Raw genomic sequence first — 25,610 nt, forward strand, 5'->3', positions numbered from 1 at the left:
TACCCGCCGGTAGGACCGCGCGGTACGAGGGGCGGAGGACGTCACTCACCGTCGAGGACGTCCCGCAACTGGTGCCGCCTGCTCACCCCGAGCTTGGGGAAGACGCGGTACAGGTGGGAGCCGACGGTGCGCGGCGACAGGTGCAGCCGCTCGCCGATCTCCCGGTTCCCCAGGCCCTGCGCGGCCAGCCGGACGATCCGCAGCTCCTGCGCGGTCAGGGCGTCGAACCCCGCGCGCTCGTCGGCGAACCCCTGACGCCCGGCGGCGACACCGCTGCGCCCGGCGGTGAGCCCGTCGCGCCCGGCGGCGGACGCCGGGGCTCCGGCGGCGGCGGGTCCGACCCCGGCGGCGCGCAGCTCGTCCGTGGCGGTCAGCGTCCACGGGTCCGCGCCGAGCATCGCGAAGGTGTCGCGGGCCGCGGCCAGCAGCGGCCGGGCCTCCGAGGGACGTCGGCGCCGCCGCAGCCACTGCGCGTAGTCGAGGCGGGCCCGCGCCCGCGACAGCGGCCACTGCTCCCCGGCCGGGTTGACCACGGCGAGCCGGTAGTGGTGCTCGGCCGCCGCCGAGTCGTCCAGCAGCGCGGCCGCGTGGTGCAGCAGCAGCGTCATGCGGGTCGTCGGCTCCGGCCCGGCCGCCTCGCGGGCAGCGGCGAGCAGGTCCGCCGCCTGCTCGGTGCGTCCGGTGTGGCGGGCCGCCGAGGCCAGCTCCACGATCGAACGCGCCGACAGGACGTGGTGCAGCGGTTCGCGGCCGTCGGCGTCCCAGAGCGCGCGGAACCGCCGGTACGCCTCCTCGTGGTCACCGGCGGCCGCCGCCTGCGCCCCCACCGCGTGCAGCTGGAGCGCGTGCGTCGCGCGGTTCTCCTCGGGGCAGAACGCCGGCCACTCCGGCGGCGGGGCGGGGCGTCCGCGCAGCGCGTCCAGCGTGACGCCGAGCGCGGCGGCCTCCCCGTCCAGCCTGGTCAGGCCGTGGACGGCGGCGAGCCGTCCGGCCTCGGCCAGGACCTCCGCCGCCCGGTCCCAGCGTCCGGTGTCGATCAGGGCCGACGCCAGCGGCACCGCGCACAGGGCCAGCGGGCCGTGGCTCCCGGGCGCCGCGCACCGGAGGCGTTCGAGGTGGTCGACGCACCGCTCCGGCTCGTCGGCGAACCAGGCGACCAACCCGCGCGCGGCGAGCCACATCGGCTCGTCCCGCACGTGCCGCTCGACCCCCCGGCGCTGGACGATCCCGGCCGCCGACCCCGGATCCGCGATGACCGCGGCCAGCTCCTCCAAGGCCTGACCGGCTCCGTCCGCCTGCGGGGGCTCCGCGGGTTCAGGACGGATACCGGCCTGGTATCCGGCGGTCGCGGCCACGACGCGGAGGGCGAGTCCGGTGGCGCCCGCCGGGTCCGGCAGGCGGTCCAGTGCTGAGAGCGCGAGCCGCCGGGCCTCCAGCTGCCGTCCCGTCAGGGACGAGGCCATCCCTTCGCAGGCCACCGCCACGCCCAGCGGCTCCGGCTCGGTGGTGAGGTGGGCGACCTTCGTGTGCAGCTCGTGCACCCAGGCCCGCTCACCGGTCATGGCGGCTGCGACCAGCGTCTTCACCCGGCGGCGGGCGCGGTCCCCGGCGGACGGGGACAGGTCGGCGGCCGAGTCCAGCGCCCGCGCCGCCGCGACCATGTCCGCCGCGCCCGCGGCGGTCGCCTCCAGCATGCTCGCGACGTCCTCGTCGTAGCCGACCACGGCCGCCGCGAGGTGGCGGGCCCGGCGGGCCGGTTCGTCGATGACCGCGGAGAGGTCGTGGTGGGCGCGTCGACGCGCCTCGGCGGGGGCCCGCCGGTAGCAGACCGCGCCGACCATCGGATGGGTGAACACGACCCGCTGGTCGATGATCGAGACGAGTCCGGCGTCCTCGGCCGCCCGCCAGTCGGCCAGGTGCGGGGCCGTCCCGGCGGCGGCCATGATCGTGGGGAGGTCGGCGCCGTCCGGATCGGCCGCCGCGAGCAGCAGCAGCCGCGCGGGGACGTCGGGGAGCGCGCGCAACCGCGCGTCGAGGTCCGGCACACCGCCGGTGCGGCCCGCCGGAACCCCGGCCGCGAGGTCGATGAGCGCCTGGGGGTTGCCGCCCGCGTGCCGCAGGATCCACGTCCGGTCGCGTGCCGCCGGGGGCTTCGGCTGGGCGTCGAGCAGCCGGGCGGCGTCCGCGTCGCCGAGCCCGCCGACCGTCATGACCGGGGCCCGCGGGCCGAGCCGGTCGGCGCTGCCGGGCGCGCCCGCGGCGAGGGCCCGCACCCCGGCGTGCGCGCCGCGCCGGACGACGAAGTCCAGCACGTGCAGGGAGTGCCGGTCGACCAGGTGGAGGTCGTCGACGACCAGCAGCCCGGGACGTGTCGCGAAGCGCGACGCGAGCAGCCGCAGGACGGCAGTCCCGACCGCCGCGGGAGGGAACGCGGCGTCCGCGCCGACGTCCAGCACCGGTCCGAGGTCGGCCCGGTCCCGCTCGCCGAGGTCGTCCAGGAGAGGGTGCAGCGCCTGGTTCAGGCAGCCGAAGGGGACGCCGTCGCCCTGCCCCTCCAGCACGAGCATGCCCTGGTCACGGGCATGCCGGGCGGCCTGGCCCAGCAGCTCGCTCTTGCCCGTCCCCACCTCGCCGGTGACCAGCAGGGCGGGCGGCTCCCCGAGCTCGACCACGCGCAGGACGCGGTCGAGCTCGGCCCGGCGCCCCAGGAGCACGGGCGTTTCGAGTAGGCCGAAGGGGCTCCCGGACATCACATCGGCCTCCTGTGTACTTGACGCGGCACACAGTCTTCCCCGCCGGACGCTCCGATCGCCCCTCTCCACAGGCCACGAAACCCCTGCTGTCAGACATACCCCACTTCATCGGACACGCCAGGCCCGCTATCGGACATGCCGGACGTTCCCCCGAGCCGCGACCGGCTCGGACGCCGTCAGACGTGTGCCGGACGGCCGCGTCCGTCGCCCGTCGACCGGAACCGCTGCTGGTACTTCTTCGGCGAGATGCCCAGCCGGTTCACGAAGGCGCGGCGCATGCCCTCCGCGCTGCCGAACCCGGCGAGCTCGGCGGTCTCGGTGACCGAGTGGCCCGCGTCCAGGAGCTCGGTGGCCCGCTCGAACCGCATCTCCGCGATGAACTCGGTCGGGGAGCGCTCCAGCTCGACGCGGAACAGCCGGGTCAGGTGCCGCGGGCTGACCCGCGCGTGGGCGGCGAGCCCGGCGACCGTGTAGGGCCGCGCGGGATCGGCGCGGATCAGGTCGGCGACGTCCCGGACGAGGGGGCTGCGCGGCACCGGCCCGCGCAGCGACGCCGAGAACTGCGACTGGCCGCCCGCCCGCTGCATGTACACCAGGATGGACTGCGCGACTCGCCGGGCCACGTCCGCCCCGTGGTCCTCCTCCACCAGGGCCAGCGCGAGGTCCATGCCCGCCGCCACCCCGGCCGAGGAGTAGGTGCGGCCGTCCCGGACGAAGATGGAGTCCGGTTCGACGGTGACCGCCGGATACCGGCGCGCGAGGTCGGCGGTGAACTTCCAGTGGGTCGTCGCGCGCTTCCCGTCGAGCAGGCCCAGGTCGGCCAGCACGAACGCGCCGCTGCAGACCGAGGCCAGCCGGCGGGTGCGCCGGGCCAGACACGCCGCGGCCTCCTTCACCTGCGGGGTGACGAACGCGCCGGGCGGCAGTTCGCTGCCCGGGACCATCACCGTGTCGAAGTCGCCCGCGTCGCACGCCGCGCCCGACACCCCGACGCGCGCGCCGATCGAGGTCATGACGTCGCGTCCGTCGGCGGACAGCAGGACGATCTCGTAGCCGCCCCCGAGGGACTGGTTCGCCTCGACGAACACCTCCGCGGGCCCCGCGAAGTCGAGCAGCTTGACCCCGTCGAAGACGAGGAGGGCGACCCTGCGCCGAGCGGGGGAGAGGCGGTTCATGAGCAGAGATTATGGATCTGACCTGCGAAGATCTCAAAACGGCAGATCTCCGCCCGAAGCGGGCGGAGCTGGGGGACGGAGGCGGGCGGGGATCGAACCCGCCGTCCCGAGGTCCTCGGGACCACCTGCTTTGAAGGCAGGGGAGGCCACCAGGCGCTCATCCGCCTCCGGGCGGGAGCCTAGCGGTGTCAGGGGGTGTAGAGGGAGGCGAGCGCGTCGGCGTATTTGGCGTGGACGACGCGGCGGCGCAGCTTCAGGGTGGGGGTGAGCTCCTCGGACTCGGCCGTCCACTCGGCGGACAGCAGCCGCCACCGCTTGACCTGCTGGACGCGGGCCAGCCGCGTGTTGGCGTCCGCGACGGCGTGCCCGACCTCCTCCAGCACCAGGGGGTGCTCGGCGAGGGCGGCGGTGTCGGTGGCGTCGACGCCGTGGGCGGCGGCCCAGACGGGGGCGACCTCGGCGTCCAGGGTGATGAGGGCGACCAGGTGGGGGCGGCGGTCGCCGAACGCGAGGGCCTGCCCGACCAGCGGGTGCTCCTTCAGGAGGTTCTCGACCAGGGACGGGGCGACGTTCTCGCCGCCCGCCGTGATGATGATCTCCTTCTTGCGGTCGACGACGCGCAGGAAGCCGTCCGCGTCCAGGGCGCCGATGTCGCCGGTGCGCAGGAACCCGTCGGGCGTGAACGCGCCGGCGGTCGCGTCCGGACGGCCCAGGTAGCCGGGGGTGACGGTCGCGCCGCGGACGAGGATCTCGCCGTCGTCGTCCAGCCGGAGCTCGACCCCCGGGAACGGGCGGCCGACGGTGCCGAGCTTGAAGCGGTCGTCGAGGTTGGCGGTGACCGCGCCGGTCGTCTCGGTCATCCCGTAGGCGTCGAAGATCTTCAGGCCGAGCCCGGCGAAGAACCGGGCCACCTCCACCGGCAGCGGCGCGGCCGCGCTGGACGCCTGGACGACCCGGTCCAGCCCGAGCAGCCCGCGCATCGGCGCCAGGACGGCCGCGTCGGCGCGCGCGAACGCCTCCTCGATCTCGGGGGTGAGGACGTTGCCGTGCTCCTGCGCGGTCACGTGGGCGCGTCCGGCGTCGAGCGCCGCCTCGACGGCCCGCCGCCTGCCCTCGTCCCGCTCGGCCGCCAGGACGGCCTGGATCCCCGCCATGATCTTCTCCCAGACGCGGGGCACGCCGAAGAACCCGTGCGGCCGGACGTCCCGCAGGACGGTCGTGAGCTGCGCCGGATCCGGGCAGAAGTGGACGTGCGCGGCCCGCCGGATCGCCTGGTAGTAGCTGAGCACCCGGTCGGCGATGTGCGCGAACGGCAGGTAGGAGATCGCCGCGTTGTGCTCGGGCAGGATCGAGGCGGCGTCGACCATCGCGGTCTCGGCGAGCGCCATGGCGTGCGTGATCAGCACGCCCTTCGGCTCGCCCGTGGTGCCCGAGGTGTAGAGCAGGGTCAGCGTGTCGGACGGCCGGACCGCGCGCCAGCGGGCCTCGACGCCCGCGGCGTCCGCGGCGAGGCGGTCGCGTCCGAGGTCCAGGAAGGCGTCCCAGGTCAGGAACCGGTCGCCGGACGGGCAGGCGTCGGCGTCCACGACGATGACGCGCCGCAGGTCCGGCAGCCGGTCGAGGACGGGCAGCCAGCGGTCGAGCTGGTCGCGCCCGTCCAGCACGGCGAGGCGGGCGCCGCAGTCGGCGGCGATGAACCCGATCTGGTCGGCGGCGAGGGTGGCGTAGACGGTGGTGGGGACGCCGCCCGCGTGCACCGCGCCGAGGTCGGCCAGGACGTGCTCGGACCGGTTCGGCATCATCAGCGCGACCACGTCGCCGGGCGCCAGGCCGAGCGCGGCGAACCCGGCGGCGGCCACCAGGGCGTCGTCGCGGAACTCCGACCACGTGCGGGTCCGCCACGCGCCGTCCACCCGGTCGGAGTAGGCGGGCAGGTCGCCGTGCCGTCCGGCGGTGCCGGCCAGCGCCGTGCAGATCGTGCTCATCGCGCCCCCGCTCGTCAGTAAGTACTTGCAGACGGCCATCGGATCATGTGAAACACGCCTCGATCAAGGTCGGATTCTGCACATATGTCACCGGAGTACTCTTTTGTCCGGTCTTTCATTCCGCGATCACACGGGTACGTTCCGCGAGGAGTGCCGGTGAGGACCGGTCGTGCCGGTCGCGGCGACTGTGGGGGGACAACGAAACCGCATGGCGACAACGACGTCGGAACCCTCTCCCGGGGGGCGCACCTTCTTCGGCCACCCGTGGGGGCTGGCCACGCTGTTCTTCACCGAGATGTGGGAACGGTTCAGCTTCTACGGGCTGCGCGCGATCCTGGTCCTGTTCCTGATCGCGCCCCCGGCCGAGTCGGGCCTCGGCATGGCCGAGGGGACGGCCAAGGCGCTGCTCGGCGTCTACATGTCGATGGTCTACTTCGTCGCCCTGCCCGGCGGCTGGGTCGCCGACCGGATCCTCGGCGCCCGCAAGGCCGTCCTGGTCGGCGGGTTCGTGATCATGTTCGGCCATATCTCGATGGCCATCCCCGCCGGGTCCGGCTTCGTCTACCTGGGCCTCGCGCTGATCATCGTCGGCACCGGCCTGCTCAAGCCGAACATCTCCACGATGGTCGGCAAGCTCTACAAGGGTGAGGACAGCGCCCGCCGCGACTCGGCGTTCTCGCTGTTCTACATGGGCATCAACATCGGCTCGCTCGCCCCGTTCGTGGTCGGCTATCTCGGCCAGAACATCAACTGGCACCTCGGGTTCGGCGCCGCCGCGATCGGCATGGCCCTCGGCCTCGTCCAGTACATCCTCGGCGGCAAGCACCTGCAGGGCGTCGGCGACGAGCCCGGCCACCGCCTCACCCCGGAGGAGCGGACCCGGTTCCTGCGCATCCTCGCCGCGGTCGCCGCCGTCGTCGTCGCGATCGTCCTGATCGCGATCGCCACCGGCACCCTCAGCGTGGACTCGGTGACCGTCGCCCTGACGATCCTGGCGATCGTCGTCCCGGCGCTCTACTTCGGCTACATGTTCCGCAGCCACGAGGTCACCGCGGCCGAGCGCGTGAAGCTGCGCGCCTACGTGTGGCTGTTCCTCGCCGCCGCCCTCTTCTGGATGATCTTCGACCAGGCCGCCGGGCCGCTGAACATCTTCGCCAACGACAACGTGAACCTGAGCGTGTTCGGCTGGGACATGCCCGCGTCCTGGACGCAGAACATCAACCCGATCCTGGTGATCTGCTTCTCGGCGTTCTTCGCCTGGCTGTGGCTGCGCCTGGGCAACCGCGCGTCCACCGGGATGAAGTTCGGGGTCGCGCTGGTCCTGAGCGGCCTGTCGTTCGTCGTCATGTCCCTGGCCTCGCACGCCACCCACGGCGGGACGGTCAGGGTGTCGCTGCTCTGGCTCGTCGCCGTCTACCTGCTGCAGACCCTCGGCGAACTGTGCCTGTCGCCCGTCGGCCTGTCGGTCACGACCCGGCTCGCCCCGGCCGCGTTCGCCAGCCAGATGATGGGCGTGTGGTTCCTCGCCGCCGCCGCGGGCGACGCCGTCGGCGGCCAGGTCGCGCGGCTCCAGCACGTCTGGGGCGACGTCACCTACTTCCTGGTCCTCGGCCTGTTCTCGGTCGCCGCGGGTGTGCTGCTCTTCCTGTTCGTCAAGACGCTGCGGCGGCTGATGGGCGAGGGCCGCGAGCTGATCACCACCCGGCACTGAGGCGACCCGCCCCAGGACGGCTCCGACGGCCGCCGCCCGAGGTCGGGGAACGACCGCGGGCGGCGGCCGTCGCCGTCCCGCCGCCGGATGATCGCGGGTCGTGTCAATGATCCTTCGCGGGGTATCTGATCTGTGACGGTTCCGCTACGGAGCGGGACCATTCTCCACCGGAGGAGCGGACATGACCATCGGGGGATTCTTCACCGCGATCATCTTCGGGGCGATCATCGGCGGGCTGGGCCGCCTGATCGTGCCCGGCAAGCAGCACATGGCGATCTGGCTCACCATCGTCGTCGGGATCATCGCCGCGTTCCTCGGCACCGGCGTCGCCCACCTGTTCGGCCTGCACACCCGCGGCTGGAACTTCTGGGAGACCCTGTTCCAGATCGTGTTCGCCGTCATCGGCGTCTACCTGGTGGCGTCCTTCTGGCCCAAGAGGACCTCGCAGCACTAGCCGGAACCGGATCCGGCCCTAAGAGCTCGCACCGGCCCCGGGGGACGCGGCGGGCCCGAGGTCCGTGCCGGGGCCGGAGCCGCGCAGGACGGGCCGGAGCTCCTCCAGCACCGCGGGATCCTCGATCGTCGACGGCGCCGGGACGTCCCGGCCGTCGGCGATCCCGCGCATCACGCCCCGCAGGATCTTCCCCGACCGGGTCTTCGGCAGCGCCGCCACCACCGTGACCTCCTTCAGCGACGCGACCGGTCCCACCCGCTCCCGGACCATCGCGACCAGCTCCGCGCACACCGTCTCCGGCGCGGTGTCCACGCCGCTCTTGAGCACCACCAGACCGCGCGGCACCTGGCCCTTCACCGCGTCCCGGACGCCGATCACCGCGCACTCGGCCACGGCCGGGTGCGACGCCACGACCTCCTCCATCACGCCCGTGGACAGCCGGTGCCCGGCGACGTTCACCACGTCGTCGGTGCGGCCCATCACCCACACGTAGCCGTCCTCGTCGATCCGCCCGCCGTCCCCGCTCAGGTAGTGGCCGGGGAACCGGGTCAGGTACGACTCGACGAACCGCGCGTCGTCCTGCCACAGCGTCGGCAGCGTGCCCGGCGGCAGCGGCAACCGGACGACGAGGTCGCCCTCCTCGTCCGGCGCGGCCGGCGAGCCGTCCGGCCGCAGCACCCGCACGTCGTAGCCGGGGACGGGCACCGACGGCGACCCCGGCCTGACCGGCAGCGGCTCGAGCCCGCGCGGGTTGCACACCATCGGCCAGCCCGTCTCGGTCTGCCACCAGTGGTCCACGACCGGACGCCCCAGCATCCGCGCCGCCCAGTGGTAGGTGTCGGGGTCGAGGCGCTCACCCGCCAGGAACAGCGTGTCCAGCGCGGCCAGGTCGTGCCGGGCCAGCAGCCGCCCGTCCGGGTCCTCCTTCTTGATCGCCCGGATCGCGGTCGGCGCCGTGAACAGCACCTTCACCCGATGCCGCGCCGCCACCCGCCAGAACGCCCCCGCGTCCGGCGTACCGACCGGTTTGCCCTCGTACAGGACGGTCGTGCAGCCCGTCAGCAGCGGCGCGTACACGATGTAGGAGTGCCCGACGACCCATCCCACGTCGGACGCCGCCCAGAACACGTCGCCCGGCCCCACCCCGAACAGGTTCTCCATCGACCAGCGCAGCGCGACCGCGTGCCCGCCGTTGTCGCGGACGACGCCCTTCGGACGGCCCGTTGTCCCGGACGTGTAGAGGATGTAGAGCGGATCGGTCGCGGCGACCGGCACGCACCCGACCGGGGCGGCCGCGGCGACCGCCTCGTCCCAGTCGACGTCGCGCGGACGCGTCAGATCGGCGTGCAGCTGCGGACGCTGCCGGATCACGCACCGCTCGACCTTGTGGGACGCCAACTCCAGAGCCTCGTCCAGCAGCGGCTTGTAGGCGACCAGCCGCGACCCCTCGATCCCGCACGACGCCGACACCACGGCCTTCGGACGGGCATGGTCGATGCGCGCCGCCAGCTCCGGCGCGGCGAAACCCCCGAAGACCACCGAGTGCACCGCCCCGATCCGCGCGCACGCGAGCATCGCGACGACCGCCTCGGGGATCATCGGCAGGTAGACCACGACGCGGTCCCCCCGGTCCACGCCCTGCGCGCGCAGCGCCCCGGCGAACCGCGCGACCTGGTCGGTCAGCTCCCGGTAGGTGTAGGTCCGGACGGTCCCGGTCACGGGGGAGTCGTAGATCAGCGCGGGCTGGTCGCCGCGACCCTCCTCGACATGCCGGTCCAGGGCGTTGTCACAGGTGTTCAACTCGCCACCGGTGAACCACCGGTAGAACGGCGGGGCGCCGTCGTCCAGAACCCGGTCGGGCGGCACCAGCCAGCGGATGTCGCGCGCCGCCAGCCCCCAGAAGCGCGTGGGGTCGGAGATGCTGCGTTCGAACGCAGCGGCGTAAGCGCCCATGTCGTCCTCCGTCGGCTCCCCGGCCCCAAAGCTTGTTTCGGGGCGCCTCCCTATAAGGGACGGCCCGGACGCCTCTCGTCAAGGGCCCCACACCGTCCGGCCAGGGTGATCAGTCGCCATCGCCGCGCCGGGCGCACACCGGACGACCGAAACCCCTCCGGCCGCACCATCGGACGACCGCAACCCCGGCGGCGGCGCCACCGGAACCCGAGAACACCTCGAGTCGCGCCACGGGGAACCCAAGGAACCCTCACGACCCGCCACCGGAACCCCGGCAACACCTCGGCCCGCGCCGCCGGAACCCAGCGAACGCCTCCGGCCGCGCAGCAGGGAACCCGGGAACGGCTTCGGCTGCGCGGCAGAGAACACGGGGAACGCCTCGGAACGTGCCTCCAGGACCCAGGGAACGCCTCCGGCCGCGGCCCGTGTCCCTGAACGCAGGGAGTCCTGGGAACGTGCCTTGGCCCCTGCGAACGCCTCGGGCCGCGTCCGATGCGGACGCGGCCCGAGGAGGTCGTGCGCGGGGTCGGCGGGAGGCCGGGCGGAGGCGTCAGTCCTTCGCGTCGACGACCACCGAGGCCGTCGTCTCCTCCGGGTGGTGGTGCGCGCCGTGCCGCAGCCCGTGGAACAGCGCCACCACGGCGGCCAGGCCCGCGCCCGCCGCGACGATCCAGAAGCACAGCACGTAGGCGTCCAGCGTCGGGACCGGGGTGTGCGGGATGACGCGGCTGGTCAGCACCGACGCCGTGACCGCGCCCGCGATGCTGCCGCCCGCCGTCCGGACCAGCGAGTTGATGCCGGACGCGATGCCGCTCTGGCTCATCGGGACGTGCTGGACCGCCAGCGTCCCGAGCGCCGCGTACGCCACGCCGAACCCGATGCCCTGGATCGCGCTGAACGCCAGCACGTCGTACACGTGCTCGTTCGACACCGCCAGCCACACGTAGCTGAGGCCCGCGAACACCGACCCGATCGCCAGGGTGAACGCCGGGCCGAGGCGCGCGGCGAGCCGTCCGGCCAGGGCGGAGAAGACCAGCATCGTGACCGTGCTCGGCAGCATGTACAGGCCGACGTCCAGCACCGACCCGCCGAGCCCGTACCCGATCTTGTCCTTGGGGGACTGGACGAAGTTGGAGATCAGCGTGAACGCCGCGAACATCGAGAAGCCGAGCAGCATCGACGCCACGTTCGCGGTCAGCGACTTCGGCCCGACCAGCAGGTTCAGCCGCACCAGCGGCTCCCGGACGCGCAGCTCGACGACCGCCCACACCGCGCACAGCACGACCGCCGCGGCGAACAGCCCGAGCACCCGCCCGGACGTCCAGCCCCACGCGTTGCCCTCGCTGATGCCGAGCAGCAGGCTGACCAGGAACCCGGCCAGCAGCACCGCGCCGACCAGGTCGGGCCGTCCGCCGTGCCGGGCGCCCCGGTCCTGCGCGGCGACCGCGACCAGGACCATGCCCGCCGCGGCGAGCCCGGCGGCGATCCAGAACACCGGCCGGTAGCTCTCGGTGCGGTCCGCGATCAGCCCGGTGACGATCATGCCCGCGGTGCCGCCGACGCCCATGGTCGCGCTGACCAGGCCGATCGCGGTCGTCACCTTCTCCCGGGGGAAGGTGTCGCGGATCATGCCGATGGCCAGCGGGATCATCGCCGAGGACACGCCCTGCAGCGCCCGCCCGGCGACCAGCACGGCGAGCGAGGACGACAGCGCGCAGACCACCGAGCCGATGGTGAGCAGCCCCATCGCCAGCAGGATCATCGTCTTCTTGCCGTACATGTCGCCGAACCGGGACAGCAGCGGCGTGGCGACCGCCCCGGCCAGCAGGGACGCGGTGAACACCCAGGTCACCGAGGTGACCGAGACGTCGAAGTGCCGCATCAGCCGGGGCAGCAGCGGGATGACGAGGGTCTGCTGCACCGACACCACCATCCCGGCGATGGCGAGTGCGAACAGCACGAGCCCGGTGCGGGCGGGGGGAGCGGAACGCTCGGCGGTGCCGGGCGGCGCCGCGGTGGCGCGGGTCATGGAGGTCGTGGCCTTCCGTGGTTCGGGGGGCGCCTGGGGAGCGCGCCCGGGGGGAGTGGTTCGTCCGACCGGGCGATTATACTTACTTAAGTTAAGCAACTAGGTTGTAAGGTGAGTCACATGACCTCCCCGCAGCGCCCCGACCAGGCCGTTCCGGCGACCACGGACGCCCCGGCCCCCCCGGCGGCCGACGAGATCATGGAGATCGAACGGGCGCTCACCCGCGTCGCGCACCTGCTCACCCGCGCACGCCAGCACGACCGCCTCGTCGCCGAGTCCGGAATCGCCGTCGACCGCGCCGCCGTCCCGCTCCTCCGCCTCCTCGCCGACAACGACGGGCCGATGCGCCCGAGCGAGATCGCCGCCCGCCTGGTCGTCGAGGCCCCCCACGTCACCCGCCAGGTCCAGCGCCTCGAACGCGCCGGCTACGTCGACCGCGTCCCCGACCCCGACGACCGCCGCGCCCAGCGCGTCCGGCTCAGCGACACCGGCCGCGACGCCGTCGACTGCATCCGCGCCGTCGGCCGCACCTGGATGAACGACGCCCTCACCGGCTGGTCACCCGACGAGCTGCGCGAACTCGCCCGCCTCGTCCACCGCATGGTCGACGACTTCGTCGCCCACTCCGACGCCACCGGCGGCCGCTGCGCCGACCCCGCCTCCACCCCCGCCGCCATCCGGCCCGCCGCCCCTGCCAGCGACCGGCCCGCCACCCCCGCCGCCATCCGGCCCGCCACCCCTGCCACCGACCGGCCTGCCACCCCTGCCACCGACCGGGCCGCAGCCCCCGCCACCGGCCGCCCCGCAGCCCCCGCCGGCGGCCGGGCCGACACCCCTGCCACGGCCGAGGCACGCTGACATCCCGAATCCCGCCGATGTCATTCGTCTCACAGTGCGGGCCGGGTTGACTTCCTAGACCGGTCCACCCTCCCTAGGGTGATGTCGGTGGACCCCCGGCCGCACACCCCCACCCCCGCCGACGGCCCGCGCGCCGCCACGGCGACCACCGGCGACCCCCGCCGCACCGTCCCGCGCACGGACGCCGTCCTCGCCGACCCCGCTCTTCACGACGCCCTCCACCGACTCGGCCGACGCCTCGTGAAAACGGCCGTCACCGACGCCCAGCAACGCGTCCGCACCGGCGAACTCGCCGCGAAAGACCTGGTCACAGCCGTCCTCGCGGCCCTACCCGACCACGCCACCACCCTCCGGCCCGTCCTCAACGCCACCGGCGTCCTCCTCCACACCAACCTCGGCCGCGCCCCACTGTCGCCCGCCGCCCGCGACGCCCTCACCGCCGCCACCGGATGCGCCGACGTCGAATACGACCTCGCCACCGGACACCGCGGACCACGCGGCGCCGGCGCCCTCGCCGCCCTCCGCGACGCCTGCCCACCCGGCGCCGACGTCCAGATCGTGAACAACAACGCCGCCGCGCTCACCCTCGCCGCCACCGCCCTCGCCACCGGCCGCGAGATCATCGTCAGCCGCGGCGAACTCGTCGAGATCGGCGACGGCTTCCGCCTCCCCGACCTGCTCACCGCCACCGGCGCCCGCATCCGCGAGGTCGGCACCACCAACCGCACCACCACCGCCGACTACGCCACCGCCATCGGCCCCGACACCGGATTCGTCCTCAAGGTCCACCCCTCCAACTTCACGATCGAGGGTTTCACCTATGCCCCACCGGTCAACGAGCTCGCCACCCTCGGCGTCCCCCTGATCGTGGACATCGGTTCCGGCCTGCTCGCCCCCCACCCCGCCCTCCCCGACGAACCCGACGCGCGCACCGCCCTCCGCGACGGCGCGCACCTGGTCACCGCGTCCGCCGACAAACTCCTCGGCGGCCCCCAGGCCGGCCTCCTCCTCGGCGACCCCGCCCTCCTCACCCGCCTGCGCCGCCACCCCCTCTACCGCGCCCTGCGCGTCGACAAACTCACCCTCGCCGCCCTCGAGGCGACCCTCCGCGGACCCGTCCCACCCGTCCGCGCCATGCTCGACGCCGACACCCGCGACCTGCGCCGACGCGCCGAGACCCTCGCCGCCGCCCTCACCACGCGACTCCCCGGAACCGACGCCCACGTCACCACCACGACCGCCGTCGTCGGAGGAGGCGGCGCCCCCGGCGTCCCCCTGCCCAGCCACGCCGTGTCCCTGCCCGCCGCCACCGAACCCGCCCTCCGCGCCGCCCGCGTCATCGGACGCCTCGACCACGACCGCCTCCTCCTCGACCTCCGATCCCTCCACCCCGACGACGACGAAGAACTCCACGCCACCGTGCTCACCGCCCTCACCCCCACCCACCCCGACACCGACCCCGACGCGCCCACCGGACCGCCTGCCGTCCCGAACGCCGCCACGGAAGGGAACTGATGCAGGTCGTCGCCACCGCCGGGCACGTCGACCACGGCAAATCCACCCTCGTCCACGCCCTCACCGGCATGGAACCCGACCGCCTCGCCGAAGAACGCCGCCGCGGCCTCACCCTCGACCTCGGCTTCGCCTGGACCGACCTGCCCTCCGGCACCCGCCTCGCCTTCGTGGACGTCCCCGGCCACGAACGCTTCGTCACCACCATGCTCGCCGGCGTCGGCCCCGTCCCCGCCGTCCTGCTCACCGTCGCCGCCGACGAAGGCTGGATGCCCCAGACCGAGGAACACCTCGCCGCCCTCGACGCCCTCGGCGTCCGCCACGGCGTCCTCGCCGTCACCCGCGCCGACCTCGCCGACCCCCGCCACGCCCTCCGCCAGGCCCGCACCCGCCTCGCCACCACCGGCCTCGCCGCAGCCGAGGCCGTCACCGTCAGCGCCACCACCGGCGAAGGCGTCCCCGAACTCACCGCCGCCCTCGACCGCCTCGCCTCCCGCCTCCCCATCCCCGACCCCGAAACCCCCGTCCGCCTCTGGATCGACCGCGCCTTCACCGTCCCCGGCAGCGGCACCGTCGTCACCGGCACCCTCCCCGCCGGCACCATCAGCACCGGCGACGAACTCCTCCTCATGCCCGCCGGACGACGCGTCCGCGTCCGCGCCGTCGAAACCACCAAAGAACGCGTCGACAACGCCACCGGCGTCGCCCGCGTCGCCCTCAACCTCCGCGGAATCCCCCGCGACGACGTCGCACGCGGCATGGCCCTCGTCACCCCCGGAGCCTGGACCACCGCCACCACCGTCGACGTCCGCACCCACTTCGGCGAGGCCTCCGGACGCCTCGCCCGCCAGATGACCCTCCACATCGGCTCCGCCGCCGTCCCCGTCCGCCTCCGCCCCCTCGGACCCGACACCGCCCGCCTCACCCTCAACCACCGCCTCGCCCTCCACATCGGCGACACCGCCCTCCTCCGCGACCCCGGACGCCGCGCCGTCGCCGGAGTCAGCGTCCTCGACGTCCGGCCGCCCACCCTCGTCCGCCGCGGCGCCGGCACCGAACGCGCCCGCGAACTCGCCACCTGGCCCGACCGCCCCGACGGCGCCCACGTCCTCCGCCGCCACGGCGTCCTGCGCCGCACCGACCTCACCGTCATGGGCTGCGAACCACCCCCCGGCGCCGTCACCCTCGACGGCGACTGGCTCGCCGACCCCGCCCACTGGGAGGCCCTCCACCGCCGCCTCGCCGACGAGGCCGCCCGGCACGCCGCCGACCGGCCCCTCGCCCCCGGCCTGCCCGTCGAGACCGCCCGCCTACGGCTCTCCCTCCCCGCCCGCGACCTCGTCACCGCCCTCGTCCGCCCCCCACTCCGCCTCGACGCCGGACGCGTCCACGGACCCGGCCTCCCACCCCCCGTCGTCGCCGCCGTCGACCGCCTCCGCGCCGACCTCGCCACCACCCCCTTCCGCGCCCCCACCGCCGACCGGCTCGGCGAGATCGGCCTGACCCCGCCGATCCTCGCCGTCGCCGAACGCGCCGGAGCCGTCCTCCGCCTCCCCGGCGACGTCGTCCTGCTCCCCGGCGGCGACCGCGCCGCACTGCGGGTCCTGCACGAACTCCCGCAGCCGTTCACCGTCGGCCAGGCCCGCGAGGCCCTCGACGCGCCACGCCGCGTCACCATCGCGCTGCTCGAACACCTCCACCGCCAGGGCCGCACCGAACGCCTCCCCGAAGGCCACCGCGTCCCCGCAGCCGAGGACGCCGCAGGCACCTGACCAGCCGAACTTCGCCCTGAGGCGGCGCTCCCACCATCCGGAACCCCACCCCCGCCTTGATAGGCAAGCCGTCACTTGCCTAACATGGAGTAGTGGAGGACGAGCTCTTCAAGGCCCTCGCGGACCCGACACGGCGGCTGATCCTGGACGAACTGACCGACCGCGACGGACAGTCCCTGTTCGAGATCTGCACCCGCCTGATCACCAGGCACGGACTCGCCCTCTCCCGGCAGGCCGTCAGCCAGCACCTCGCCGTCCTCGAGGCCGCCGACCTCGTCCGCACCCGCCGCGACGGCCGCTACAAGTTCCACGACCTCAACACCGAACCGCTCGAGCACATCGCCCGCCGATGGCTCGACCACCCGGAGGACACACCATGAGGATCAACATCACCAGCGTCTTCGTCGACGACCAGGCCAAGGCCCTCGCCTTCTACACGGGCACGCTCGGCTTCGAGAAGAAACACGACGTCCCCGTCGGCGCCGCCCGCTGGCTCACCGTCGTCTCACCCGAACAGCCCGACGGCACTGAACTCCTCCTCGAACCCGACGGCCACCCCGCCGTGAAGCCCTACAAGGACGCCCTCGTCGCCGACGGCATCCCCGCCGCCTCCTTCGCCGTCGACGACGTCCAGGCCGAACACCGCCGCCTCACGGGCCTCGGCGTCCGCTTCACCCAGGACCCCCTCCCAATGGGCCCCGTCACCACCGCCGTCCTCGACGACACCTGCGGCAACCTCATCCAACTCACCCAGGTCGAGTAAACGGCGCCGCGAGCGAAGTCAGTAGCGAGGAACCCCGGTGATCCCCTGGATGAGCCGATACCGCCTGATGTTCACGCTCTTCTCGGTGCGTCCGAGTTTCTCGGCCGCCTCTGCGGTCGACATCGCCAGCACCATTTCGTCCTCGCGCGAAGTCCACGAGCGGCGAGGGGCCGCTCTCTTCATGTCCGGCGGACGGGCCCACGCGATGACCTCGACCGCCTTGACGTACTTGCGCTCGAGCGCGAGGCATCCCTCGTAGTAGATCCAGCGTGCGAACTTCACCGCCGAGTCGCAGGTGAGGAGCAGGTTGTAGATGTCGTCGCGCTTGTTCGGCCTGACCGTCCGGCGAACACCCGTCACCTCGAACACCTTGTCGCACACATAGGCCATGAGCCGCGGGCTGGCCGTCGTGAAGCTGACGAACGGAAGCCCCTTGCCGGTGTAGCCCACCGATCCGTCGGCGTCGATGAGCGCGCGCACGTAGTCCGGCTCGCTGAAGGGGCGCCTCGGGGGCTCGATGATGGCCGACTTCTTCCCGGGCGGCAGCCCCAAGCTCTCCAGGGCGCGCCGCGCTTCCAGGTCGAAGAGGCACCAGACGGCAGTCTGGTGCTGCCTGCCAGCGGTGAAGTTCGTCGACCGCGACCTGAAGGTGATCGTGGAGGGGTAGGGGACGAGCCGCTGGAAACGTTCCAGGAGAGAGAGGTCGCGGCGCGAGAGCTCGACGGAGACACGGCCTCGGTTGCGGGACAGGCTGGAATGGGTTCCGTCTGTCTGAAGGAATCCGAAAAGGTAGGCCATATCCGGCTGCGCGAGGTCGAAGGTGCGGTGGCCTCTGGCCAGATCGACCTCCTTCGGTGGCGCCCCGAGCTGGACCGGAGGGCGTGAGCTCTTCGGGGTCACCCTCATAAATCGCTTGTAGTGGCGGCTGCACATGCCGCGAGCTTTGACCGGCCTGGCGCAGTACGGGTCGGAGCATTCCGTGGGGGCCATACCACTCCTTTCGAAGTCCATCTGTCGAACTTCAGTTCGACGCCTGAATTGATTGTTGCGCGATCGGGGGCGTCATTGAGCCAAAATTGGGGTAACGCGAAGCAAGTGTCCGGTTGCTCTGAGTGACAAGGATCTGGCTCGATCGGTAGCACCGAAAAATGGGTTGAACCGGATTGTGGTGATCTGGCGTCATAGTGCCCGGTTCAGTTCGCTATCAAGGTCGGAGAGGGGTACGCGGTGCCGTATCGGGAGTTGAAGGGTGAGCGCGTTCCGATCCGGATGTGGGCCGACCCGTCCACCGTCGAGGATCAGGCGCTCGAGCAGCTGCGTAACGTCTCGGCGCTGCCGTGGGTGGAAGGCATGGCCGTCATGCCGGACGTCCATTACGGCAAGGGGGCCACCGTCGGTTCGGTCATCGCGATGCGGGATGCGGTGTCGCCGGCCGCCGTTGGTGTGGACATCGGCTGTGGGATGACGGCGGTGAAGTCGACTCTGACGGTCGAGGACATGCCTGACGACTTGGCTGGAATCCGGCGTCGCATCGAAGCGACCATCCCGGTCGGCCGTGCGGCCCACAAGGAGCCGGTGGATCCGTCCGGTGTCCCAGGGCTGAAGGAGCGCGGATGGTACGAGTTCTGGAAGGAGTTCGAGAACCTACATCCGGCCGTCCAGAGTCGTTTCGGCAAGGCTCGTGTCCAAATTGCCTCACTTGGGGGAGGAAATCACTTTTGGGAATTGTGTTCCGATGATGACGGGGCAATTTGGTTGGTTTTGCATTCTGGTTCCCGGAACATTGGGAAGGAGCTTGCGGAGCGGCATGTCGAGGTGGCTCGGCGGCTTCCGCATAACCAGGACCTTCCGGATCCCGACCTTGCGGTGTTCCTTTCGGGGACGGACGCGATGGACGCCTACCGGCACGATCTGTTCTGGGCGCAGGAGTACGCGCGGCGCAACCGGGCGGTCATGATGGCGCTCGCGCAGAACGTGGTGACGCGGCGGTTCGGTGAGAAGCGCTGCAAGTGGGGCGAGGTCATCTCGTGCCACCACAACTACGTGGCCGAGGAGACCTACGGCGGCGTGGACGTGCTGGTCACCCGGAAGGGCGCGATCCGCGCCGGGACGGGCGACCTGGGGATCATCCCCGGGTCGATGGCGACCGGGACGTACATCGTGCGGGGCCTCGGGAACGAGCTCGCCTTCAACTCGGCGTCGCATGGCGCGGGGCGGCGGATGAGCCGGAACAAGGCGCGCAAGACCTTCACCGTTCAGGACCTGGAGGAGCAGACCAGGGGAGTCGAGTGCCGGAAGGACGGGGGCGTGCTCGATGAGATCCCGGGCGCGTACAAGGACCTGGAGTCGGTGATGGAGGCGCAGACGGACCTCGTCGAGGTCGTCGCGCACCTGCGTCAGCTGATCTGCGTGAAGGGTTGATGCGGGATGTCGGTGAGGACGGCCCGCCGCAGGCAGCGGCCCGCGACCGCGCGGTCCGCGGCGGACGGGATGAAGCTGCATCGCCGTGAGGTGCGCTTGGCGGGCCGCCCTCACACGGTCGTGTCCTTGCGTCCGGGGACGGCGGTGCGGTTCAGCGCGAACCTGTTCCATGACACGTGGCATGTGCTGTCGGACCGGCATGGGGCGCGGGTGCTGGGGCGGCTGTTGTGGGGTCTGTCGTACCAGTCGCGGCCGGGGACGCTGGTGGTGATCGATCGTGAGTTCATCACCACCACGCCGTTCGACGGTGATCCGGCCGATCGGATCGTTCTGGTGCCGGGTTGGGAGACGCCGTTCACCGCTCGGCACGCGGGTGCGCTGAAGGCGCGGCTTCCGTTCGCGTCCGGGCCGGAGGGCACGGTCCGCTGGCACACACACGGTTTGGACGCGGCGTTGGTCGATCCCAGGGAATGGTTCGAGGAGAACTGGGATTGGGACGACCCGCGTCGCGGCCGGATCGAGTACCTGAACGGCCTGATCGTGCTCCGTGTCCAGTCGCCGAACGAGATGCGGGAGTGGGCCGTCCGTTCCGGCCGGCTCGATCCGCACCCTCACGGCATGGACTACACCTATCTGGGTCAGGGCATGTGCCACTACGCGTCCGGTGAGGTGCAGGTGTTCCAGGACTTCCGCCGGGACGTGTCGGTGGCCCGCCGGGCCCGCGCGGACGTGCTGGCCGGGTTGGACGAGCCGGTCGAGCCCGAGGTTCTGCGGCCCCTGATCTGGGACCGGGCCGACGCGCTGAGGCGCTGAGGCGCTGAAGCGCCGACCGCTGACCGGCTCGTCCGCCGGGTCAGGCCGGGGTGACGGGTTCCTGGATTTCGGTGAGCCAGTCGTCCTGGTTCTCGGGGCATTCCAGGGAGATCTCCCTGGGGTAGCCGGTGGAGCGGTAGCCGTTGGCCTCGATCCAGCGTCCGAGGGTCTGGACGGCCGGGAGCATGGCGGCGGGCGAGCCGCGGTGCAGGACGGTCGCAGCGCGTTCGATGGGCGGCAGGTCGACGATCCGGAGCCGGTCGCCGTCCATGACCGGGGCGGTGACCTCGACGCCGGCGTGGATGAGGACGCCGCCGTCGGGGGCGTCCTCGTAGTAGGCGACGCCGGGTCCGGACGGGGTGATGCCGGCCTTCTCCAGCAGCTGGAACAGTTCTCCGTACAGCGGCTGGATGACCGGTGTGATGGCGTCGAAGCCGGTGGTCACCCCCGAGACCTCCGCCACCCGCAGTTTCGGCAGGCTCTTGACCGCGATGTCCTCGTCGGGCATCTGGCCCTCCCTCTCGATCGATCGGAGCCTCGCCTCGACCTGGACGAGTCGGGCCGCGGTGGTCGTCATCGCGGTCTCCAGTTCGGCGCGCCGCAGCCGGAGCATGGCCCGCAGTTCCTCGGTGGTGACCTGGTCGTTCAGGATGTCCCGCACCTGCTGGAGGGTGAATCCGAGGTCTTTGAGCGCGATGACGCGGTTGAGGCGGGCCAGTTGCCCGGCTTCGTAGTACCGGTATCCGCTGTCCGGGTCCACGCGCACCGGACGGAGCAGTCCGAGTGCGTCGTAGTGGCGCAGCATCCGGATCGACACGCGGCCGTGGCGGGCGAATTCTCCGATGGTGAACATGGTGTCTCCGAGTCCAGCGCCTGACACGGTGTGAGGGTCAAGCACGCTACTCCCGGCCGAGAACGTCATTTCATATTCAGGAGGTATGTCGCTGAACGTTCGGACCACCTTCGAGTGCCGCGCCTGTGGTGCCGGTCTGACGAAGGCCCTGCTCAGGGTGAGGATGCCGCGTCCTGGAACCCAGCCGCCGATGCACTTCACCTGTCCTGTGCTGATGGCGGCGGGGACGTGCGCCGAGGATCCGCGAGGGTTCGTTCTGGCGCCGGGGGACGTGTTCGGGGTGCGGCTCGTCCCGGAACGTTGCGGTGATGGTTGCCTGGGTGTCGTCCCAGGTGAGGAGCCCAACCTGGTGTGCGCCACGTGTGGAGCCGATGTGGGCGAACGGACGGATGACTGCAACAGCTGGCAGCGCACCGTTCTGTTGCGCGGGGCCGTTCGGACGTGGGACGAGCCGACCGATGACGAACCGTGGGAGAACCCGGACGAGTGGTTCGGGCGCTTCCCGATCGACGACGAGGGCGGGGCCGACTGGTTGTGGTTCGGGCGCCTGTCGGTAGGAGCGGACGAGTTGCTCGCGCGATCGGAGAGCCTCCCGCTGTACTTCACCCCGGCGACCGAGCTGTTGCGCATCTTCCTTCTCGGGTTGCTAGGCAACACGCCATGTGCGGACCGGTTGCGCCCTCTGCCCCTGGACGGGCGCCGTCCGGCGGACGTGCCGCTGGCGGTGTGCGATCTCGACAGTCCGGAGCGTCCTTTCATGGAGCCGTCGTATGCGCACGAGCCGGGCGTGCTGCTGCTCCGGGTCGTCCCGGATGACGATCCGGAGTTGCCGGTGCCGCTGGTGCCCGTCCATGAGCATGTGTGGCGGTATCTGGCGTGGGGGCAGGGGGTGGCGGCGCGTCCGGGGCGTTCGGGGCGTTGGGAGGACGATGTGCCGCACCGGTTGTCGGCGGGGTTGGTGCTCAGCGAGGGGGCGTGGTTGCGAGACAGTCGTCGATGGTGGTCGTGACGTCGGTGAGGACCTCGTCGCGGTTGGTCTCGTTGAAGATCTCGTGGCGGGCGTCGGGGTAGAGCCTGGAGGTGAGGCGGGTGCCGCGGACGGCGTCGATGCCGGCGCGGGTGCCGGAGACGGGGACGAGCCGGTCGTCCTCGCCGTGGAGCCAGAGGACGGGCAGGTCGCCGAGGGAGCCGTGGGTGTTCACGGTCTCGATCGAGGTGAGGAGGCCCCGGACGGTCTCGGGTTTGAACGGGCCGTGCCAGACGAGGGGGTCGGCGGCGTAGGCGCGGCCGACCTCGGGGTCGCGGGAGAGCGTGGAGGTGTCGATGGGGACGTCGGGGATCTCCTGGAGGTCGCGCAGGGCGGCGAGGGCGTCCCAGCGGCCGAGGACGGGCCCGGAGAGCACGAGCGCGGTGAGTTGCGGGCCGTGGAGCTGGGCGTAGCGGGTGGCGATGAGGCCGCCCATGGAGTGGCCGATCATGACGATGGGGACGCCGGGCAGGTCGTCGCGGGCGGATTCGACGACGGTGTGGAGGTCGGCGACCAGGTCGTCCACGTCGTGGATCAGGACGCGGTCGCCCGCGGAGAGGCCGTGTCCGGCGTGGTCGGGGCCGCAGACGAGGGCGCCGTGCTCGTGCAGGGCGGCGGCGACGTGCCCGTAGCGTCCGAGGTGCTCGCCGTAGCCGTGGACGAGGACGGCGGCGTAGCGGGGGGCGTCGTGGGGCCAGATGTGGGCGGTGACGGCGCCGTTCGCTCCGGCGAACTCCCACTGGTGGGCGGTGGTCATGGAACCTCCGGGGGGGGGCGGGCGTCCGGGGGAGTCCGGACGCGGGGGCCGATGATCGCGCGGATACGGTCTCCCGCGGTGCGCGAGATCGTCAAACGGCGCAATAGGCTGGGCGTCCAGACGTTCAGACGGCAGGAAGGGGCGCCCGTGCTTGTCGACAGCTTCGGTCGGACCGCGACGGACCTGCGGGTCTCCCTCACCGACCGGTGCAACCTGCGGTGTTCGTATTGCATGCCGGCGGAGGGCCTGGAATGGCTGCCCAAGCCGGATCTGCTGACCGACGACGAGGTGGTCCGGCTCGTCCGGATCGGGGTGGAGCGGCTCGGGATCACCGAGGTCAGGTACACCGGCGGTGAGCCGCTGCTGCGCCGGGGGCTGCCCGATCTCGTCCGCCGGACGGTGGAGCTGTCGCCGCGGCCGCGGGTGTCGCTGACGACGAACGCGGTGGGCCTGGCCCGGCTGGCGGGGCCGCTCGCGGACGCCGGGCTCGACCGGGTGAACGTGTCGCTCGACACACTCGACCCCGAGACGTTCAAGAGGCTCGCGCACCGGGACCGGCACGCGGACGTCCTGGCGGGGCTCGCCGCGGCGCGCGACGCGGGCCTGCTGCCGGTGAAGGTGAACGCGGTGCTGATGCGCGGGGTGAACGACCACGAGGCGGTGCCGCTGCTGCGCTGGTGCCTCGAGCAGGGGTACCGCCTGCGGTTCATCGAGCAGATGCCGCTGGACGCCCAGCGCGGCTGGAGCCGTGACGACATGATCACGGCGGACGAGATCCTCGCGCTGCTGGGTGAGGCGTTCACGCTGACGCCGGCGGAGGCCGCCGAGCGCGGCAGCGCCCCGGCCGAGTCGTTCCTGGTGGACGGCGGCCCGGGGACGGTCGGGGTGATCGGGTCGGTGACGCGGCCGTTCTGCGGGGCGTGCGACCGGGTTCGGCTGACGGCGGACGGCCAGGTCCGCAACTGCCTGTTCGCGACCGAGGAGTCCAACCTGCGGGACGCGCTGCGCGAGGGCGCCTCGGACGAGGTCCTGGCCGAGCGGTGGCGGGCCGCGGTGGCGCGGAAGCGCGCCGGGCACGGCATCGACGATCCGTCGTTCCTGCAGCCGGCGCGTCCGATGTCGGCGATCGGCGGCTGACCTGCCCCCGCCCGTGCCCGGGCGGCGCGGGCGGGTGGGGCGGGCGTGCGACGATGGCGGGGTGACGGACGAGCCGCTGGACACCCGTGTCGAGATCACCGTCCCGCCCGAGGAGGAGGTCGGCGCGTTCGCCGGGTTCGCCTCGGTCTGGCGGGCCCAGGACAGTTTCGTTCTGGACTTCGCCACCGAGGTGCGTCCGCCGGAGGTCGCCGAGGACCGGGCGACCGGCGAGCGGTACGTGCACGTGCCCGCCCGGGTGGTCGCGCGGGTCCGGATCCCGCCAGGGCAGGTGTGGGAGCTGATGCGGGCGCTGGAGAAGAACCTCAGCGCCTATGAGCGCGAGCGCGGCTCGAGCAAGCATGGCGAGTGACGGCGCGGCGGGCGGGTTCGACGCGATTCTGCTGGCGGGGGGCTTGGCGCGCCGGCTGGGCGGGGTGGACAAGCCCGCGCTGACCGTCGGCGGGACGCCGCTGCTCGTGCTGACGGCGCGCGCGGTCGAGGCCGCCGGACGCGTCGTGGTCGTCGGCCCCACGCATCCGGATCTTCCGGACGCGACGTACGTCCGCGAGGATCCGCCGGGCTCCGGGCCCGTTCCGGCGCTGCGTGCCGGGTTCGCCGAGGTCCGCGCGCCCTGGACGGTCCTGCTGGCCGCCGACCTGCCGTTCCTTCGCCCGGAGCATGTCGCCGCGCTCCTGGGGGCGGCGGGCCGCGCCGACGCGGACGGGGCGGTGTTCGTGGACGACGAGGGCCGCTCCCAGTGGCTCACCGGGGTGTGGCGGACGGCGGCCCTCCGGCGGGCGCTCGGCGGGTACGAGGGGCAGCGGCTGCGCGGGGTTCTGCGGGGGCTGCGTCCGCTCGCGGTCTCGATGAGGGACGCGGGGGAGCGGCCGCCGTGGTTCGACTGCGACACCCCGGAGGCACTGGCCGAGGCGGAGCGGGCGGCGTCCGGCCCGTACGATCGGAGCCGGGATCCGGTGAAAGGGGAGATGACGGTGCTGGAGGAGTGGATCGAGGCGGTGTGCCTGGAGCTCGGCGTCGAACGCGCGGACCTGGACCGGGACCTGGTCCTGGACCTGGCGCGGGACGTCGCGCACGGTGTGGCCCGTCCGGCCGCGCCGCTGACCGCCTACCTGCTCGGCCTGGCGGTCGGGCGCGGCATGTCCGCGCGGGACGCCGCCGCCCGCGTCGCCGAGATGGCCCTGGCCCGGAAGACCGACACGGACGAGTAGCCGGACGGCTGCCCGGCGGCGCGTCCGCGTGGCCGGGCGGGTCGGCCGACCGACAGGGCTGGCCGTCCGAAGGGGCTAGCCGTCCGACGGGGTGAGCTCGCTCATCGGGACGACGTCCTTGAGGAAGTCGCGGCGGTCCAGGAACTGGGAGAGCTGCTCGCGGTGGGCGTCGCAGGCCAGCCAGACCTTGCGCCGCTCCGGCGTGTGGATCTTGGGGTTGTTCCAGCGCAGGGCCCATACGGCGGGGGCTCGGCAGCCCTTGGCCGAGCACTGGGGTGCTTCGTCCGCCGGGTCGCCGGGATGGGTTTCGGTCACGTCCCAAGAGTAGTCACCCGGCGAATCGGGCCCGTCGTCCGGGCGGGCCGACGGGGCGGCCGGGCAGCGGGCGTCCGGCTCAAGTGCCGGGCA

General features: G+C 72.7%; 22 protein-coding genes and 1 tRNA gene. 13 read left to right on the forward strand and 10 right to left on the reverse strand.

Annotation, left to right across the window (positions count from 1 at the left end; genetic code table 11):
• Positions 1 to 41 precede the first annotated feature (41 nt).
• The 4 genes from AB0L06_RS30325 to AB0L06_RS30340 all read right to left on the reverse strand — a co-directional run bounded on the left by AB0L06_RS30325 (position 42) and on the right by AB0L06_RS30340 (position 5,952).
• Positions 42 to 2,750 (reverse strand): helix-turn-helix transcriptional regulator, encoded by a 2,709-nt coding sequence (locus AB0L06_RS30325; protein ID WP_500234530.1) that lies wholly within the window; start codon positions 2,748 to 2,750, stop codon positions 42 to 44.
• Positions 2,751 to 2,929: 179 nt separating this feature from the next.
• Positions 2,930 to 3,928: a GlxA family transcriptional regulator gene (locus AB0L06_RS30330; RefSeq protein ID WP_500234531.1), complete on the reverse strand. Its 999-nt coding sequence runs from the start codon at positions 3,926 to 3,928 to the stop codon at positions 2,930 to 2,932.
• Between the two features lie 76 nt (positions 3,929 to 4,004).
• Positions 4,005 to 4,097 (reverse strand) — tRNA-Sec (locus AB0L06_RS30335).
• A 19-nt stretch (positions 4,098 to 4,116) separates the two neighbouring features.
• A complete protein-coding gene (locus AB0L06_RS30340) occupies positions 4,117 to 5,952 on the reverse strand; it encodes an AMP-dependent synthetase/ligase (protein WP_500234532.1) in 1,836 nt (611 codons plus the stop codon).
• Positions 5,953 to 6,121: 169 nt separating this feature from the next.
• Here AB0L06_RS30340 and AB0L06_RS30345 point away from each other — a divergent pair, with 169 nt between their 5' ends.
• Both AB0L06_RS30345 and AB0L06_RS30350 read left to right on the forward strand, forming a co-directional pair.
• Complete coding sequence (locus AB0L06_RS30345) at positions 6,122 to 7,624, forward strand: peptide MFS transporter (protein WP_500234533.1); 1,503 nt, start codon at positions 6,122 to 6,124, stop codon at positions 7,622 to 7,624.
• A gap of 181 nt (positions 7,625 to 7,805) precedes the next feature.
• Positions 7,806 to 8,078 carry a GlsB/YeaQ/YmgE family stress response membrane protein gene (locus tag AB0L06_RS30350; protein ID WP_500234534.1) on the forward strand — a complete coding sequence of 91 codons (273 nt, stop codon included), beginning with the start codon at positions 7,806 to 7,808 and terminating at the stop codon, positions 8,076 to 8,078.
• Between the two features lie 18 nt (positions 8,079 to 8,096).
• Here the strand turns inward: AB0L06_RS30350 and AB0L06_RS30355 are convergent, their stop codons facing one another.
• Together AB0L06_RS30355 and AB0L06_RS30360 are read right to left on the reverse strand one after the other, a co-directional pair.
• The gene (locus AB0L06_RS30355) at positions 8,097 to 10,031 is read right to left on the reverse strand and encodes a propionyl-CoA synthetase (RefSeq protein ID WP_500234535.1); all 1,935 of its coding nucleotides are present in this window, start codon (positions 10,029 to 10,031) and stop codon (positions 8,097 to 8,099) included.
• 550 nt (positions 10,032 to 10,581) lie between these two features.
• The gene (locus AB0L06_RS30360; protein WP_500234536.1) at positions 10,582 to 12,060 is read right to left on the reverse strand and encodes an MFS transporter; all 1,479 of its coding nucleotides are present in this window, start codon (positions 12,058 to 12,060) and stop codon (positions 10,582 to 10,584) included.
• 120 nt (positions 12,061 to 12,180) lie between these two features.
• On the opposite strand from AB0L06_RS30360, the gene AB0L06_RS30365 reads away from it, so the two are divergent.
• The 5 genes from AB0L06_RS30365 to AB0L06_RS30385 all read left to right on the forward strand — a co-directional run bounded on the left by AB0L06_RS30365 (position 12,181) and on the right by AB0L06_RS30385 (position 16,965).
• Positions 12,181 to 12,918, forward strand: coding sequence for a MarR family winged helix-turn-helix transcriptional regulator (locus tag AB0L06_RS30365; RefSeq protein WP_500234537.1), 738 nt, complete (start codon positions 12,181 to 12,183; stop codon positions 12,916 to 12,918).
• A gap of 87 nt (positions 12,919 to 13,005) precedes the next feature.
• Positions 13,006 to 14,433 (forward strand): L-seryl-tRNA(Sec) selenium transferase, encoded by a 1,428-nt coding sequence (gene selA, locus AB0L06_RS30370; protein ID WP_500234538.1) that lies wholly within the window; start codon positions 13,006 to 13,008, stop codon positions 14,431 to 14,433.
• Positions 14,433 to 16,202 carry a selenocysteine-specific translation elongation factor gene (gene selB, locus AB0L06_RS30375; protein ID WP_500234539.1) on the forward strand — a complete coding sequence of 590 codons (1,770 nt, stop codon included), beginning with the start codon at positions 14,433 to 14,435 and terminating at the stop codon, positions 16,200 to 16,202. The genes selA and selB overlap by 1 nt, the downstream gene beginning before the upstream one ends.
• A 92-nt stretch (positions 16,203 to 16,294) precedes the next feature.
• Positions 16,295 to 16,582 carry an ArsR/SmtB family transcription factor gene (locus AB0L06_RS30380; RefSeq protein WP_500234540.1) on the forward strand — a complete coding sequence of 96 codons (288 nt, stop codon included), beginning with the start codon at positions 16,295 to 16,297 and terminating at the stop codon, positions 16,580 to 16,582.
• Positions 16,579 to 16,965 carry a VOC family protein gene (locus tag AB0L06_RS30385; RefSeq protein ID WP_500234541.1) on the forward strand — a complete coding sequence of 129 codons (387 nt, stop codon included), beginning with the start codon at positions 16,579 to 16,581 and terminating at the stop codon, positions 16,963 to 16,965. The genes AB0L06_RS30380 and AB0L06_RS30385 overlap by 4 nt, the downstream gene beginning before the upstream one ends.
• Before the next feature lie 18 nt (positions 16,966 to 16,983).
• On the opposite strand, the gene AB0L06_RS30390 is transcribed toward AB0L06_RS30385, so the two are convergent.
• The gene (locus AB0L06_RS30390) at positions 16,984 to 17,955 is read right to left on the reverse strand and encodes an LAGLIDADG family homing endonuclease (RefSeq protein WP_500234542.1); all 972 of its coding nucleotides are present in this window, start codon (positions 17,953 to 17,955) and stop codon (positions 16,984 to 16,986) included.
• Between the two features lie 237 nt (positions 17,956 to 18,192).
• On the opposite strand from AB0L06_RS30390, the gene AB0L06_RS30395 reads away from it, so the two are divergent.
• Together AB0L06_RS30395 and AB0L06_RS30400 are read left to right on the forward strand one after the other, a co-directional pair.
• A complete protein-coding gene (locus AB0L06_RS30395) occupies positions 18,193 to 19,386 on the forward strand; it encodes an RtcB family protein (protein ID WP_500234543.1) in 1,194 nt (397 codons plus the stop codon).
• 6 nt (positions 19,387 to 19,392) lie between these two features.
• Positions 19,393 to 20,199: a hypothetical protein gene (locus tag AB0L06_RS30400; RefSeq protein ID WP_500234544.1), complete on the forward strand. Its 807-nt coding sequence runs from the start codon at positions 19,393 to 19,395 to the stop codon at positions 20,197 to 20,199.
• A 40-nt stretch (positions 20,200 to 20,239) separates the two neighbouring features.
• Here the strand turns inward: AB0L06_RS30400 and AB0L06_RS30405 are convergent, their stop codons facing one another.
• The gene (locus AB0L06_RS30405) at positions 20,240 to 21,052 is read right to left on the reverse strand and encodes a MerR family transcriptional regulator (protein ID WP_500234545.1); all 813 of its coding nucleotides are present in this window, start codon (positions 21,050 to 21,052) and stop codon (positions 20,240 to 20,242) included.
• A 373-nt stretch (positions 21,053 to 21,425) separates the two neighbouring features.
• Here AB0L06_RS30405 and AB0L06_RS30410 point away from each other — a divergent pair, with 373 nt between their 5' ends.
• Positions 21,426 to 22,061: a hypothetical protein gene (locus tag AB0L06_RS30410; RefSeq protein ID WP_500234546.1), complete on the forward strand. Its 636-nt coding sequence runs from the start codon at positions 21,426 to 21,428 to the stop codon at positions 22,059 to 22,061.
• Here AB0L06_RS30410 and AB0L06_RS30415 read toward each other — a convergent pair.
• Positions 22,015 to 22,836: an alpha/beta hydrolase gene (locus tag AB0L06_RS30415; RefSeq protein WP_500234547.1), complete on the reverse strand. Its 822-nt coding sequence runs from the start codon at positions 22,834 to 22,836 to the stop codon at positions 22,015 to 22,017. The two genes, AB0L06_RS30410 and AB0L06_RS30415, sit on opposite strands and share 47 nt — an antisense overlap.
• A 147-nt stretch (positions 22,837 to 22,983) precedes the next feature.
• On the opposite strand from AB0L06_RS30415, the gene moaA reads away from it, so the two are divergent.
• The 3 genes from moaA (at position 22,984) to AB0L06_RS30430 (ending at position 25,202) form a co-directional block, all read left to right on the forward strand.
• Positions 22,984 to 23,973 carry a GTP 3',8-cyclase MoaA gene (gene moaA, locus AB0L06_RS30420; RefSeq protein WP_500234548.1) on the forward strand — a complete coding sequence of 330 codons (990 nt, stop codon included), beginning with the start codon at positions 22,984 to 22,986 and terminating at the stop codon, positions 23,971 to 23,973.
• A gap of 61 nt (positions 23,974 to 24,034) precedes the next feature.
• Positions 24,035 to 24,343: a DUF3467 domain-containing protein gene (locus AB0L06_RS30425; RefSeq protein WP_500234549.1), complete on the forward strand. Its 309-nt coding sequence runs from the start codon at positions 24,035 to 24,037 to the stop codon at positions 24,341 to 24,343.
• Positions 24,333 to 25,202, forward strand: coding sequence for an NTP transferase domain-containing protein (locus tag AB0L06_RS30430; protein ID WP_500234550.1), 870 nt, complete (start codon positions 24,333 to 24,335; stop codon positions 25,200 to 25,202). The genes AB0L06_RS30425 and AB0L06_RS30430 overlap by 11 nt, the downstream gene beginning before the upstream one ends.
• Before the next feature lie 75 nt (positions 25,203 to 25,277).
• Here the strand turns inward: AB0L06_RS30430 and AB0L06_RS30435 are convergent, their stop codons facing one another.
• Positions 25,278 to 25,517 (reverse strand): hypothetical protein, encoded by a 240-nt coding sequence (locus AB0L06_RS30435; RefSeq protein WP_500234551.1) that lies wholly within the window; start codon positions 25,515 to 25,517, stop codon positions 25,278 to 25,280.
• Between the last annotated feature and the right edge of the window lie 93 nt (positions 25,518 to 25,610).

This window comes from Spirillospora sp. NPDC052269 (genome assembly GCF_040679435.1).
GTDB lineage: Bacteria > Actinomycetota > Actinomycetes > Streptosporangiales > Streptosporangiaceae > Spirillospora.